Origin of the sequence: Modicisalibacter ilicicola DSM 19980 (assembly GCF_900128925.1) — a bacterium.
GTDB classification, from domain to species: Bacteria; Pseudomonadota; Gammaproteobacteria; order Pseudomonadales; family Halomonadaceae; genus Modicisalibacter; species Modicisalibacter ilicicola.
Genome location: NZ_FQUJ01000019.1, coordinates 1 through 14,184 on the forward strand (window position 1 = coordinate 1; position 14,184 = coordinate 14,184).

A 14,184-nucleotide genomic window follows, 5' to 3' on the forward strand; every position below is an offset into this window, starting at 1 on the left:
AATGACCTATGACCAGGGCAGAGAGATGGTGAAGCATGCCGAGATCACTCAGAAGACCGGTACGGCGATCTACTTCGCTGACCCGCATAGCCCATGGCAGCGGGGCTCCAATGAGAACACCAATGGGCTGTTGCGGCAGTACCTGCCGAAGGGCACGGACCTGTCGGTCTACAGCCAGGAAGAGCTCGACGAGATCGCCGACTCACTGAACACCCGGCCGCGCAAGACACTGGACTGGCGAACGCCGTTGGAAGTTTACGCCGAGGTGCTCAAGAAATCAGTCAGTGGGCCGAGCACCCTTCAATAGCGTTGCGCTTGGAACTTGAGACCGCCATTCTTGATGAAGAAATATTAACTTTCAATTCTTCTCCTTGTCAGCAAAGCAACGGCCTCGAAGCTGGATTGAAGGCTTTTATGTCTTCAGCTTCCCAACCCTGCCTCTGAAACCCGCCGCTTACGGTTCAAGGCGGATTTATTGCCAAGAGACAACCAATCTTTGACCTTGATCAATATTTTTCCTCATAACCACCACTATATTTCAATTATTTTAAACCAGAACAATAAACATAGAAGGCTATCGAAGCTCGCCTTTCAGTGCATTCGGTAGATTATTTCAACCATCCCACAGTTAACTAAACTTTAAGGTATGCATGATGAAAAAAAGCAACTCCCATATGATCAAGGCTGCCGTTGCACTGATCGCGGCAGGCGGCAGCCAAGGCCTGCTCGCTCAGGACACCCCCGCAAGCTCCCTGACGGAAGCCCTCACCAACGGCAAGGTGAGTGCCGATTTCCGCCTGCGCTACGAGAGCGTGGAACAGGACAACCAGCTCAAGGACGCGGACGCGCTGACCCTGCGCTCTCGCCTGGGCTACACCACCGCAAGCTTCAACGGCCTGTCGGCAATGCTCGAGGTGGAAGATGTGCAGCCCGTCGCCGGTGTGGACGACTACTCGGTCGGGCCGACGGGTTTCAACCCCGGTGAATATTCGGTCATTGCCGATCCCGAAACCACGGAGGTGGACCAGGCCTTCCTGCAGTACAGCAACGACCGGATCAACACAAGGCTGGGCCGGCAAAGAATCGTCTATGACAATCATCGCTTCATCGGTGACGTGGGTTGGCGCCAGGACAGGCAGACCTTCGATGCCTTTACCTTCGACTTCATACCCACGAAGAATACCAGCCTGAGCTACAACTACCTCGATGAGCGCAACCGTATCTTCGCCGACGACGCCGATGTCGACTCGAGCGATCATCTCTTCAATGCCTCATGGAAAATGCCGCTGGGCACGCTGACCGGCTACGCCTATCTGCTCGACAACGAGGATGCCGATCGCACCAACGACACCTACGGTGCCCGACTAAACGGCTCGACCGACGCCGGCAATCTCAAGCTTCTCTATACCGCCGAGTTGGCGACCCAGGACTTCGAGCAAGGCACCGCGGACTACGAAGCCGACTACTACTTCGTCGAGGGTGGTGTGGCCTTCAATCGCTTCACGCTCAAGGCCGGTTACGAGTACCTGGGTTCGGACGATGGCGAGTACGGCTTCTCCACCCCGCTGGCAACACTGCATGCGCACAACGGCTGGGCCGACCAGTTCCTCAATACGCCTGCCCAGGGTCTGGTCGACATGTCCTTCTCGGTCGGCACCCAGCTGGCCGGTGGCAACCTCAACCTGATCTACCACGATTACGAGGCAGCAGAGGACACCCCGGCAGTGGACGACCTCGGTGACGAGATCGACGTGGTCTACAGCAGGAAGTTCGGCAAGTACTACTCTTCCGGCATCAAGTATGCCTCTTATTCGGCCGGCGACATCAATGTCGACACCGACAAGCTCTGGGTATGGCTGGGAATGAGCTTCTAACCGGCACTTCGATCGTTTCATGAGGGGCTTTGCCCGTGACAGCACCAGCGTCACGGGCTTTTTTCATTTCTCGACAGCCAGCATGGATCAAGGCCTGATCGGCCGACCCGAGGGAAAGGGAAGCAAGCGATCGAGAACGACAAAGATCACTTTTCCTGCCCATTCCTTCTATAGTTACTTGACTCCCCTGCACGAGTTCTGGTCATGAGTCAGACAAAGCGTATTGCCGTGATCGTCGGCAGCCTGAGAAAGGAATCCTTCAACCGCAAGGCGGCCAACGGCTTGATTGCCCTGGCGCCGGACTCTTTGGAATTGGAGATCGTCGAGATCGGCGACCTGCCGCTCTACAATCAGGATTTCGATGACGACCCTCCGGAGCCCTACTCCCCTTTCCGGGATAAGATCCAGGCAGCGGACGGCTACATCTTCGTCACACCGGAGCACAATCGCTCGATGCCGGCGGCGATGAAGAACGCCCTGGACATTGCCACCCGCCCACCCTCGGGCAATGTGTGGAGCGGCAAGCCCGGCGCCGTGATCAGCGCCTCGCCATCGCTGCAAGGCGGCTTCGGCGCCAGCCACCATCTGCGCCAGACACTGGTCAATCTCAACGTCCTGTGCATGCCTCAGCCCGAGGTCTATCTCAGCCAGGCCAATGAACTGTTCGATGACCGGGGGCAGCCCACCGAACGCTGCCGGGGGTTCCTGCAGAAGTTCCTGGACGGGTACGAGAAATGGGTTGGCAAGATGGCGGATTGACCCTGCCTGGGGCTCAAGCGCTTGTCGCGAACCGGCGCCTGAGCCGCTTGCCCCCTTCGACAACGACCAGGATCAGCGCTCCGGCAAGCAAGCCGAAGCCCATGTTGAGCAGCGTCGGTCCCAGCGGCTGGAGAATGGCACCGGCCGCGGGAATGTCGCCGGCCGCCCCGGCAAGGTTTTCGATGGCGTGCTCGATGATGGGCAGGCCGTGGGTCAGGATGCCGCCCCCAACCATGAACATGGCGGCGGTGCCGATGAACGACAGGCTTTTCATCAGGTAAGGCGCGGCGCTGACGATGCCTCTACCGATGCTCTGGGCAGATGAACTGCCTTTACCGCTCAGATAGATTCCCAGGTCGTCGAGCTTGACGATGCCGGCCACCAGCCCGTAAACCCCGACGGTCATGACCAGGGCGATGCCGGACACCACCAGGACCTGTTGCAGCAGCGCGGCGCCGGCCACGGTCCCCAGGGTGATGGCGATGATCTCCGCCGAGAGGATGAAGTCGGTGCGTATGGCGCCCTTGATCTTCTTTTGCTCGAATTGCCGCGGATCCACGGAAGGATCGGTCAGGGCCTTCCTGGCTTCCTGGGCATCGTGATCGTCGGGATGCAGGAACTTGTGCACCAGCTTTTCCGCACCCTCGTAGCACAGGAAGGCCCCGCCCAGCATCAGCAGCACGGTGACCATCCAGGGAATGAAGGCGCTGATCAACAGGGCGGCAGGCACCAGGATGAGCTTGTTGCGAAACGAGCCCTTGGCCACCGCCCAGACCACCGGCAACTCCCGCGCGGCCTTGACGCCGGTGACCTGCTGCGCGTTCAACGCCAGGTCGTCGCCCAGCACGCCGGCGGTCTTCTTGACGGCGACCTTGGTCATCACCGAGACGTCATCGAGGATCGTGGCAATGTCGTCGATCAGGGTAAGTAAGCTGCCGCCTGCCATCGGTCATCCTCAATCGGCAATGGGTACGCGATTCACTATAGCGCGAATGGCCTGCGACCATCGCCTCATGATCGGGTCGGCCCCGCGTGGCAGAGCCTGCCGTCGCGGGATAACCGGTAAACATCGAAGTCGTTCGCCAGCCACAACGTACCTCGATAGTGGTCCCGGGCTTCGCGTTCGATGTCGGCGATCGACGGCGTCACACCGCGGTCGTGTTGATAGCGGGGGCTGAAATGGGTCAGCACCAGGTTCGGCAAGCCGATGTCCCGGGCGAAGGCCGCCACGGCTTCGGCAGTACTGTGACCGTTGTCGGTGCCCAGGCGATCGACGATCTCGCGGGTATAGGTCGCCTCGTGGACCAGCACATCGGCGCCTGCACAAAGGCCTTCCAGCAACTTCGGCGTGTCATTGTCCCCGGCAATGACTACCTTCCTCGCTCCCCTCGCCGGCAGGAGCACCTCGTCACTGGTTACCCGGGTACCGTCCTCCAGCAGGATATCCTCGCCGCGATGGAGCCGCCCCCAGGCGGGCCCTCGTGCCACCCCGAGCGCCTCCAGGCGTCTGGTGTCGAGCTTGCGCTGGATTCCCCTCTCGACAAGGGCATAGCCATGGGAGGCGACCCCGTGCGAGAGCGCAGAGGCCTCCACCGCGAAGTCGCTGGTTCGAAAATCGGCGGGTAGCCGTTCGACATCGACGAACTCGATGGGGAAAGTGAGGTGCAAACCGGTTGTCGCCTGCACCGCCTCGAGAAACGCCCGGATCGGTTGCGGTCCGACGATCGTCAGGGGCGTCTCCCGCCCCATCATCGAGGCGCTGGACAGCAGGCCCGGTAGACCGTAGCAATGGTCGCCATGCACATGGGTGATGAGAATGGCGTCCAGGCGGTTCAGCGAGAGTGACGTGCGCAGTACCCGTTGCTGGGTGCCTTCGCCGCAATCCACGAGCACCCAGGTCTTGGCGTTACGTTTCCTGATCGCTGTCGCGGTGACGTTGCGCGCCCTGGTCGGCACGCCGGCAGAGGTTCCCAGAAACAGGATGTCCATGAGTGTCGGGTGTGCCTAGGGTGCCGTGGCCGTGCCACGCTTTTCGGCCACGCCAGGAATGGGATCCGTCGGCCCCGGAAACTGGCCTCGCAATGCATCCACGCCGCGCTGCGGGTTGGCCATCGGAATCAGATCCTGTCGCCCCCGGCGGCGCTCCTGGGTATCGATGCCCATGCTCCGATCACGCTGCTCGATAAGCTCTTCCCTGGCCTGTCCGAAGCGATTGAAGGACCAGGCCAGGCGCGGCTCACCCAGCGGCAGTTGAATCTGTCCACTGTGGTCGGGGCTGGTAGCCCAGGTGTGCCAGGTCTTGCCGTAGCTGTTCATCTTGCTCTGCATCAGCGCATGATCCGCCTTGTCCGGCAAGCCAGGCGCGACGAGTTGGCCAGAAAGGATTTCGCCATTGTGCGGATGCCAGTACTGTTTTTCCTCTTCGGGAAGCTGCTCGAACAGGCGCTCGGAGATGATGTATTCGATGCCATTGAGATTGGCCTGGGCGGTATTGCCATCGAACAGCGCACACTGAGCGAAATCCTCGTTCTTCTGAGTGCAGAAGTGGTGCGCTTCCATTTGATGGGAAGGGGCGTTCTTCATGGGGTGGAAACCGACCAGGTAGACATTCATCGGCTCCAGCGGAGCTCTGGTCTGCAGTGCATCGGCACCTGTTTCAAGCACATTCGTCCTGGCACTTTCCTCCCCTCCCGGGGGCGCCATGCGCGGCGCTCGCTCGTCCATGCCGGTACAGCCTGCCACGAGAAGCGCGGCGGACATGACAAGCAACGGATACCAACGAAGTCTGATACCGATCATTCCCTGATCTCCTGAAGATGTTCCTGACATCAGTTTATAGATAGCGCCCCGCCGAGCCGATCACCGTTACCAGCAGTCCCAGCGCCAGATTGATGGCGATCGTCAGGCGAATCCTGTTGAGCTGAACGCCCCCGTCGGACCAGGTCTGCTCGCTCACCGCCTTTTTCAAACGCTTGAAGGGGGCAAAGTAGAGATGCGCGAAGATCAGCATCATCACGATGCCCAGTCCAAGCATGGCATGCACATGCCAGCCGACGTTGGCCATGCCGCCATAGGCGGCAAAGATCATCCAGTAGCCGGTCGCCAGCAACACGACGATGGAGACCCACACCCACGGGAAGAAACGGCGAAACACCTGGCTCCACAGCGTCAGCCGCATGGGTCGCTCGAGAAGGCTGCCCGCCACGGGGCGCAGGGCCATGTAAGCGAAGAACATGCCACCGACCCATACCACGGCGGCGAGTAGATGTAGCGAGATTGCGATTGCCATGCAGGCCTCTCAGCTCAGTCGGTTTGTTCATGTAACGCCTTGCGGCGAACGAAATCGTCGACGAAGGAATCCATCACCGCCGCGTCATAGTCGCGCAAGCCACTGACCACCAGTTTCTTGGAGCCACTCCCGACCGTCTCGCCCTGGTGGGTCATGCGAAATTCCAGATAGGCATCACCACGCTTGCCGTTGATCTCGAACGAGGAGTCGACGAACTCCACCTGCAGTGCGGCGATGTCCAGGGTGCGCAAGGTGAAGCCCATGCTGTCGTAGATCACCAGGGGGCGCTGAGGGTTAAACATGACACCCTGCTGCTCCATCAGCGGCTTGAGGTAGTGCGGAAAATTGCGCCCGGAAAAGGCGATATAGCGGCGCGTGAAGGCTTCGATCACCGCCGGGTCGCGGGTTGTCTCGCCGCTGCGCTCGACGATGAGCACCTCCTTGCCGGACGCATCGTTCATGCTGAGCGCGCCACCTTCGTGCTCACGGATGTCCAGGGGAACATCGGCACCCACCATGCCGCGGAAATGGAAGGTCATCCGCTGGGACAAGCCATGGTGGGTCAGCACCAGGGCAAACAGCAGATCCCCCGGGACACAGAAGCGCCGCGCATCCGGGTCGTGGATCGGATTGTAGTCGCCGGCCATCCGCTTGGCGAACCGACTGGCCTGTTCCGCGGAAATACACGGACGGCCATCCCGGAGGGTATAGAAGTCATCGAGAAACATGCGATCTGCCTACGCATAGAAAATGGGTGCCATCGGACATCCGGTCCTCGTGTCACGGAACATGGCGGAACTGCCACGCCGTGCCAGCCATTGTGCCATGAAATCGGCTGGCCACATTCTAACCCGTGTTCATGCCCGGCTGGCAGCCTCGTCACGGGCTGGCATGCGTAAAAAAAGGTGTTACCGCAGCACGCCTCTGGCATCGGCCTTGCCTTTGATGGTATGCAGGAACGACCTTCTCTGCCGGAGCCAACGGATGAACGAACTCTGTGACGCCAACCGTTCGACGCTGGTCGTGATCGACCTGCAGGAGCGTCTTCTGCCGAAGATCCACGACGGCGAGAACGTCCTCGACCGCGTCGAGCTGCTGACCGACGCCGCCAGGCTTCTCGAGATACCGATCGTCGGCACCGAACAGAACCCGGCGGGTCTGGGTCCGAGCATGCTGCCGCTCGGGGACTCCTTCGACAGTCTGATTACCAAGACCCATTTCGACGCCTTTGCCGAGTTTTCGTCAACGGCCTGTTTCGAGCCCCAGCGCGACGAGGTGATCGTCGTTGGCTGCGAGGCCCATGTCTGCGTGCTGCAGTCCGTGCTCGGCCTGCTGCGTCACGACTATCGCGTGCACCTGGTCGCTGACGCCATCGGTTCCCGGAAGGCACAGGACAAGAGCGCCGCCATCGAACGGGCACGCGATGCCGGCGCCAGCGTGGTGACCAGCGAGATGGTGATGTTCGAATGGTTGCGCCACTGCGAGCACCCCGCGTTTCGTGCCGTACTCGAGTTGCTGAAATGAAAAGGCGTCCACGGCGGAAAGGTCCGGCCCAGGCGTCAGTCGCCCGGGCCAGCGCAGCAGCATGATGGCGAGCACGTTGCGATGCTCTCCGGCGGAGAGATCGGTGCTGCCATCCTCCGCCGGGATCATGCGGGCCTGCGGATCGTACTTGCGTCTCAAGGCCTGTCTGACACGGTCCAGCACGGGATGTGTCGTGCGCCCCATGAGCTGGAAGCTGAGACCGACCTCGAGATAGATGTCGGCCTTGGTCTTTTCGATGATGCGTTCGATATTGTCGGCGAAATAGTCCAGCACCCAGCCATATTCCACGGCGCTGACCGGTTGCTGGTAGTAGTCGCTGGCGGCGATCACGAAGTGGGTCAGCCCATAGATCTTGTTGCGAAAGGAAGCCCTGGAGAGTCGCGAATCACGCTCGGGAGGATAGTGGCGTCGAAAGGCCTCCAGCACCTCGCCCCGAAGGTCGGCGATGCCCAGCTGATGCAACGAATAGACCATGTTGGCCACCTGGGCGGCATACACCTCGATGACCTCGGGGTCCGTCAGGAAGGTGCGAAAGTCCACGTTCCCCAGATAGGCCAGGGCGCGTTCGTGACCCGAAAGCGCGGGAGTCGCGAGAAGCCCGTAATCGTGTGCCAGGTCGAGGTCGAACAGGAGGTTCTTGGCGAAGGCGATTTCTCCCCACTCCCCCAGCATCGCCTTGCGTCGGCGCTGTTTCTCGGTGCGAGCGGGATAATTCTCGATGCTCTCCCGGCTGCGCAGGGAAACATAGCCGGAACGTGCCAGCCCCTGGATATCCCGTCGGAGGGTCAGTACCAGACGAGCCGCATAGGCCTCGTTGACGGGCACGTAACGCCGCTCGCCGGTGATGCGATAGAGCCGTTGCGCGTAGTGGCGTTGTCTGGAGAGGCCCAGCGTGAACAACTCCGCCTCGTAGCGCGCCTGGATGGCGGCAGCGATCTCTCGATCGTCACGCTCGGCATCGACACCGCCAGTGGAAACACAGGCCGAGAGCAGCAGCATCGCCGCGACCAGGACGATGCGGCACCACGCCCGGCGGTGGTAATCAGGACGGCCTGCCGTTCGCTGCATCGACGCCACCGTAGGTTGCTCGTCATACCGAACATCCTCGGACAAGCCTCAGCGCTTTTCCAGAATGGCAATCAACGCTGGCACCAGGCTTTCGCCATGCCCTGCCTCGTTGACCTCCCGATAGAGCCTCTCGATGGCCCCCGCCACATCCCGGGGCGCTCCCAGGTCCTCGGCCATGGCATGGTAATAGCCGACATCCTTCAGGGTATTGGCGAGACTGAAGCGAAAGCCCGAGGGGTCCTCGTCGAGAATGAAAGGCCTCAGGCGCTCGAGGATCACCCCGCCACCGCCGCCGTTGCCCAGCACCTCGAGGAAGGACTCATCGGCGATATCCGCCCGACGCGCGGCGGCGGTCGCCTCGGCCAGCACGGCGGTAAACCCCAGGGAGACGTAGTTGTGAAGGAGCTTGAGCTTGTGCCCTGCCCCCACGGGCCCGCCATGCACGATGTGCTCGGCAACGTTCTCCAGCAACGGTCTGACCTCGGCAAACAGTTCGTCCGGGGCACCGACCAGGAGGTTGAGACGCCCCTCCTCGGCCTCCTTGGGGGTGCGGGTCATGGCCGCATCCAGGAAACGCCCGCCCCGTTCGGCGACCCGCTCGGCGATGGCAATGGTCGAACTGGGAATCGCCGTGGAGCAGTCGATCACGATGCTGCCCGGCTTGAGCCCCTCCAGCACGCCACCCGGCTCGAAGAGCACCGCCTCGACCTGGGGCGTGCCGGTCACGCAGAGGATCACCACCTGGGATGCCTCGGCGACTTCCCGGGCGCTGGGTTTCGAGATCGCGCCGGCCGCGAGCAGATCGTCGACGGGCTGATTGCCGGGGTGATCGAGGAAGGTCAGCGCATGACCATGACGCAACAGGTTGCGGCCGATACCGTGACCCATCAGGCCAACACCGACCAGGCCGACGTGACGAGAACCTTTCATGCAAGAACTCCTTGTGGTGGGCGTTCAGCCATGACGGATGGCGACCGTCTTGATTCGCGTATAACTCTTCAGCCCCTCGAAGCCTTTCTCGCGACCATGACCGGAACGCCCGACACCGCCGAAGGGCAGCTCGATGCCGCCCGCCGCACCGTAGTTGTTGACGAAGACCTGGCCGCTGCGGATGCGCTTGGCCAGACGCAACTGGCGCCCACCGTCCCGGGTCCAGACGCCGGCGCACAGCCCGAAGTCGGTGGCGTTGGCCAGGCGCACGGCCTCGTCTTCGTTATCGAAGCGCTGGACGGCCAGTACCGGGCCGAACAGCTCTTCGCTCAACACCGCATGCCCGTCGGGAATGTCGACCAGCACCTGAGGTACCACGAAATGCCCCCCGGCTGGCGCCTGCTCGGCAAGGCGCCCCTCGGCCAGTACGCGGACCCCGTCGGCTCGGGCGGCGGCAAGGCGCTCCTCGAGCGTGGCGCGCTGACGGGCGTTGATCAGCGGACCACAATCGGGGTCGTTCTCGCCGACATCGCAGCGCAGTTCCGAGAAGCGCGCGGCGAGCCGCGACAGCACCGCATCGAAGCAGGAGGCCTCGATCAGCAGCCGGCTGCCGGCCGAGCAGGTCTGGCCGGCGTTCTGGACGATGCCGCGCACCACCGCCGCCAGGACGGCGTCCATGTCGGCGTCGGCGAACAGGACCTGCGGGGACTTGCCGCCCAGTTCCAGGGTCACGGGCACATGGTGGGCCGCGGCGGATTGGGCGACCAGGGTGCCGGTTGCCGGTGAACCGGTGAAGGACAGATGATCGATCCGCGAGTGGGCAGCCAGCGCCGCACCGGCCTCGCTGCCCAGCCCCGGGATCACGTTCAGTACTCCTGGGGGCAGGCCATGCTCCCGGGCGAGCTGGGCCAGGCGCAGGACGCTCAGGCAGGCCTCCTCGGCGGGCTTGAGCACCACCGTGTTGCCTGCTGCCAGCGCCGCCGCCACGCACCGGCCGAATATCTGGGCGGGGTAGTTCCAGGGGATGATCTGCGCGCAGACACCGAATGGTTCGCGCAGCGTCATCACCGCGTAGTCGTTGTCGAACGGGATGGTCTCGCCGTGCAGCTTGTCCGCGGCCCCGGCGTAGAATCGGAAGTAGCGCGCACAGGCAGCGATATCCCCCCTGGCCTGGCTGATCGGCTTGCCGGTATCGGCGCATTCCAGGGCAGCGAGCGTCTCGGCGTTCGCCTCGATCACGGCGGCGAAGGAAAACAGCCACTCACCCCGGCGTCGCGCCGACCAGGCGTGCCACTCTCTCGAATGGCCGCCCAGCCGGCCATCGAAGGCCTGACGGGCGGCCGCGACGGCCTCCTCGACCTGGGCCGCCTGACAACGGGCGATCTCGGTCAGCACCTTACCCGTGCCGGGCGCCTCGACACTCAACTGGTGAGGCGTGGGCGTCCACTCACCGGCGATCAGTGCCGCGCAGGGAGGCATGTCTGGCAAAAGGCTCATCATTGTTCTCCCGTTCTCTAGCGTCTCAATACAACAGATCGACCAGCCCCAGGGATATCCAGGGCATGTAGGTGATCGCGATCAGACAGGCCAGCACCACCAGCACGAAGCGGAGCAGCCAGGGGATCAACTGATCGATGGAGAGCTTGGCCACGGCGCAGGCAGCAAACAGATTGACCCCCAGCGGCGGGGTGAACATGCCGAGGGCCAGGTTGACCACGACGATCAGTCCGAAGTGCACCGGGTCGATGCCATACTGCATCGCGATGGGGGTGAAGATCGGTGCCAGGACCAGGATCGCCGCCGAGGTCTCCACGAACATGCCGATGACCAGCAACATGACATTGACCGCCAGCAGGAAGCTGACCGGGCTGTCGAAGACCCGGGTCACCCAGGCGGCCACCTCGCCGGGCAGGCCGGAACGGCTGATCAGGAAGCTGAACAGCGCCGCGGCGGCGATGATCAGCATGACCGCCGCCGTGGATATCACGCTATGGCGCAGGATCGGTACCAGCTCCTTGAGGCTCAGCTCGCGGTAGACCAGCCCGCCGACGATCAGCGCATAGACCACCGCCACCGCCGAGGCCTCGGTGGGCGTGAATATGCCGCCATAGATGCCGCCGATGACCACCACCGGCATCAGCATCGCCGCCCAGGCCCGCTTGAAGGCGGAGAGGAAATCCTGGCGATCCTCCCGGTCACGCAGGCCGTAGCCGCGCACCTTGCAGAACAGATAGAGGAACAGCAGCAGCGCGCTGCCGATCAGCAGGCCTGGCCCGATGCCGGCGATGAACAGCTTGCCGATCGAGGTATCGGTGCTGACACCGTAGAGGATCAGGGGGATCGAGGGCGGTATCAGCACCCCCAGTTCGGCGGACGAGGCCTGGATCGAGGCCGCCAGCGGTCGCGGATAGTCGTGCTTGACCATCGCCGGGATCAGGATCGACCCGATGGCGAAGGTGGTCGCCACGCTGGAGCCCGAGACCGCCGCGAACAGCATGCAGGTGAGCACGCAGGTCATCGCCAGGCCGCCCTGCATGCCGCCGACCACGGACTTGGCCAGGTCCACCAGGCGCTGCGAGATGCCCCCGGCGGCCATCAGGTTGCCGGCCAGGATGAAGAACGGGATCGCCATCAGCGGAAAGTTGTCGATGCCCACGAACATCTGTTGCGGCACCAGCAATAGCGGCAGGCGAGAGAAGAATTCGATGCCGATGATCGAGGCCAGCGCGATGGAAATCGCGATCGGCACCCCCAGGGCGAAAAGGATCACCAACGACAGGGCAATGGCGGCATTCATCGGCGTGTCCTCTTCTGCTGGTCCGTCGACGACGCTTCGGGCCCATCCATCACGGAGGCCTCCTCGGTCGGGGCGGCCTCCACGGCGACCTCTTCGTCATGGGCCGGGCCTATCGCCTCGCGCCCCGTGGCCTGAGCGAGAAGACGCGCCAGGATGGCGAGCAGCGCGAAACTCGCCCCTATCGGCATCGCCGCGTAGACCCAGGCGATCGATATCTCGATGCCAGAGAGCATCTGCGGCCGTACCCGCAGGGTCATGGCCAGCCCATAGCGGATCAACACCAGAAGCACGATCACGCAGCACAGCGCGATGAGCACCTCGAGCCAGATCAGGCGCCGCTGCGGGATCAGCTTGTAGATCACCTCCACGGACATCATGAAACCGCCACGGAAGCCCGCGACGCTGCCCAGGAACACGCACCAGATCATCGCCGAACGCGCCCCCACCTCCGACCAGGTCGAAGGGGCGTCGATCACGAAGCGGGTCATCACCTGATAGAAGCCCAGCGCGACCGAGATCACCAGCATGACCATCGCGCCCAGCAGCGCCAGGCGAGTGGTCAGGTGCTCGATACGCAGTAACAGATCCACCATCACTGCCACCATTCAGAAAACGCCCGGCGCCGTCTTGGCGCCGAGCAAGGAATCAACTACCTAAGAGCCCGTTTCTTTGAGAAAACGCTGAATAAATTGCCGAACGAAATGAAGCGCGAGGCGCCCGGCGCACAAAAAACGAGACATAACTAAGTGTTAGGCGAGTTTTTGAGCACCGCGCACAAATTCGTCAGGAACGAATTTGAACAGCCTTCAGGCTGGCCCGAAGGGTGGCCGCCATGGAAGGCGGCCATAGCGAAGCGATTCGTTCGTGCAGGCATTTACCCAATATTTTTTCAGCAGTCGCTGGCGCGAATACGCTCCAGCATCTCATCCCCATACTGATCGGTATAGATCTCGTAGGCGGGCTTTACCGCCTCCTGGAACGGCGACTTGTCGAGATCGGTCTGCACCGTCATGCCCTTCTCGCGCAGCATTTCCACCCCTTCCTTCTCGAGCCGGGAGACCTCTTCCCGAGTCGCCTCGGCCGAGGCATCGGCCGCCTGCTCGAACCAGCCGCGCTGCTCCTCGCTCAGACCGTCCAGCAGCACCGGCGACCCCAGCACCACCGCCGGCGAATAGACGTGGCCGGTCAACGAGAGGTGATCCTGGACCTCCCAGAACTTGGTCGCCACGATCACCGTGATGGGATTCTCCTGGCCGTCCACGACCCCCTGCTGCAAGGCGGTAAACACCTCGGGGAAGGCCATCGGCGTGGGATGAACCCCCATCTGCTCGAAGGCCTCCATGTGCACCTTGTTCTCCATGGTGCGCACCTTGAGACCCTCGGCGTCATCAGGTGTCTTGACGGCCCGCTGGCTATTGGTCATGTGACGGAAGCCATTCTCCGTCCAGGCCAGCCCCACCAGGTTGTTGTCCCCCATCTTGGCCAGCAGGTCCTCGCCGATCTCGCCATCCAGCACGCAGCGGGCCTGCTCGTAGTCCTCGAACAGGAAGGGCAGATCGAGCACGTAGGTTTCCGGCACGAAGTTCCCCAGCGGCCCCGTCGAGGTGATGACGATATCCACGGTACCGATCTGCAGGCCTTCGATCATGGCCCGCTCGCCTCCCAGGGCGCCGGAGGGATGCTCGGTCACCTGGAACTCGCCGTCGCTGAGGCGTTCGAGGGTCTCCTTGAAGGCATCGGCTCCTACCGAATAATGGGAACTGTCCGATAGGGTATGCCCCAGCGTCACGTTCTGGGCCGCCTGGACAGACAGCGTGCTCATGGCGAGCGTGGCAGCGGTGGCACCCGCGACGGCCATGGTGAGAGTACGGCGTAGGAATCTGTCTTTCATTGTTATGACCTCGTTGTTGTTGACGCTCTTG

14 protein-coding genes and 1 pseudogene are annotated in these 14,184 nt (G+C 62.5%); 4 read left to right on the forward strand and 11 right to left on the reverse strand.

Annotation, left to right across the window (positions count from 1 at the left end):
- The 3 genes from BUA41_RS16550 to BUA41_RS16560 form a co-directional block, all read left to right on the forward strand.
- The coding region (locus BUA41_RS16550) for an IS30 family transposase (RefSeq protein WP_139249159.1) at positions 1 to 307 on the forward strand (307 nt) is incomplete at its 5' end.
- A gap of 346 nt (positions 308 to 653) precedes the next feature.
- Positions 654 to 1,874 carry an alginate export family protein gene (locus BUA41_RS16555; protein WP_217652838.1) on the forward strand — a complete coding sequence of 407 codons (1,221 nt, stop codon included), beginning with the start codon at positions 654 to 656 and terminating at the stop codon, positions 1,872 to 1,874.
- A 204-nt stretch (positions 1,875 to 2,078) separates the two neighbouring features.
- Complete coding sequence (locus BUA41_RS16560; RefSeq protein ID WP_072824900.1) at positions 2,079 to 2,633, forward strand: NADPH-dependent FMN reductase; 555 nt, start codon at positions 2,079 to 2,081, stop codon at positions 2,631 to 2,633.
- Positions 2,634 to 2,646: 13 nt separating this feature from the next.
- Here BUA41_RS16560 and BUA41_RS16565 read toward each other — a convergent pair whose 3' ends face one another.
- The 5 genes from BUA41_RS16565 to BUA41_RS16585 all read right to left on the reverse strand — a co-directional run bounded on the left by BUA41_RS16565 (position 2,647) and on the right by BUA41_RS16585 (position 6,650).
- Positions 2,647 to 3,579, reverse strand: coding sequence for a DUF808 domain-containing protein (locus BUA41_RS16565; RefSeq protein ID WP_072824902.1), 933 nt, complete (start codon positions 3,577 to 3,579; stop codon positions 2,647 to 2,649).
- 65 nt (positions 3,580 to 3,644) lie between these two features.
- Positions 3,645 to 4,622 (reverse strand): MBL fold metallo-hydrolase, encoded by a 978-nt coding sequence (locus BUA41_RS16570; protein ID WP_072824904.1) that lies wholly within the window; start codon positions 4,620 to 4,622, stop codon positions 3,645 to 3,647.
- 15 nt (positions 4,623 to 4,637) lie between these two features.
- A complete protein-coding gene (locus tag BUA41_RS16575) occupies positions 4,638 to 5,432 on the reverse strand; it encodes an OBAP family protein (protein ID WP_072824906.1) in 795 nt (264 codons plus the stop codon).
- A 34-nt stretch (positions 5,433 to 5,466) separates the two neighbouring features.
- Positions 5,467 to 5,922 (reverse strand): CopD family protein, encoded by a 456-nt coding sequence (locus BUA41_RS16580; protein WP_072824908.1) that lies wholly within the window; start codon positions 5,920 to 5,922, stop codon positions 5,467 to 5,469.
- A gap of 14 nt (positions 5,923 to 5,936) precedes the next feature.
- Positions 5,937 to 6,650 (reverse strand): DUF3581 domain-containing protein, encoded by a 714-nt coding sequence (locus tag BUA41_RS16585; protein WP_072824910.1) that lies wholly within the window; start codon positions 6,648 to 6,650, stop codon positions 5,937 to 5,939.
- A gap of 256 nt (positions 6,651 to 6,906) precedes the next feature.
- Here BUA41_RS16585 and BUA41_RS16590 point away from each other — a divergent pair, with 256 nt between their 5' ends.
- Positions 6,907 to 7,446, forward strand: coding sequence for an isochorismatase family protein (locus BUA41_RS16590; protein ID WP_072824912.1), 540 nt, complete (start codon positions 6,907 to 6,909; stop codon positions 7,444 to 7,446).
- 12 nt (positions 7,447 to 7,458) lie between these two features.
- Here BUA41_RS16590 and BUA41_RS16595 read toward each other — a convergent pair.
- The 6 genes and pseudogenes from BUA41_RS16595 to BUA41_RS16620 form a co-directional block, all read right to left on the reverse strand.
- A pseudogene (locus tag BUA41_RS16595) lies at positions 7,459 to 8,535 on the reverse strand (DUF3541 domain-containing protein); the annotation flags it as partial.
- Between the two features lie 48 nt (positions 8,536 to 8,583).
- The gene (locus tag BUA41_RS16600) at positions 8,584 to 9,465 is read right to left on the reverse strand and encodes an NAD(P)-dependent oxidoreductase (RefSeq protein ID WP_072824916.1); all 882 of its coding nucleotides are present in this window, start codon (positions 9,463 to 9,465) and stop codon (positions 8,584 to 8,586) included.
- 24 nt (positions 9,466 to 9,489) lie between these two features.
- Positions 9,490 to 10,962 carry an aldehyde dehydrogenase family protein gene (locus BUA41_RS16605; RefSeq protein ID WP_084671771.1) on the reverse strand — a complete coding sequence of 491 codons (1,473 nt, stop codon included), beginning with the start codon at positions 10,960 to 10,962 and terminating at the stop codon, positions 9,490 to 9,492.
- Between the two features lie 25 nt (positions 10,963 to 10,987).
- A complete protein-coding gene (locus BUA41_RS16610; RefSeq protein WP_072824918.1) occupies positions 10,988 to 12,262 on the reverse strand; it encodes a TRAP transporter large permease in 1,275 nt (424 codons plus the stop codon).
- Complete coding sequence (locus tag BUA41_RS16615) at positions 12,259 to 12,855, reverse strand: TRAP transporter small permease (protein ID WP_072825017.1); 597 nt, start codon at positions 12,853 to 12,855, stop codon at positions 12,259 to 12,261. Before BUA41_RS16615 ends, BUA41_RS16610 begins: the two co-directional genes overlap by 4 nt.
- A 296-nt stretch (positions 12,856 to 13,151) precedes the next feature.
- Positions 13,152 to 14,153 carry a TRAP transporter substrate-binding protein gene (locus tag BUA41_RS16620; protein ID WP_084671773.1) on the reverse strand — a complete coding sequence of 334 codons (1,002 nt, stop codon included), beginning with the start codon at positions 14,151 to 14,153 and terminating at the stop codon, positions 13,152 to 13,154.
- Positions 14,154 to 14,184 lie beyond the last annotated feature (31 nt).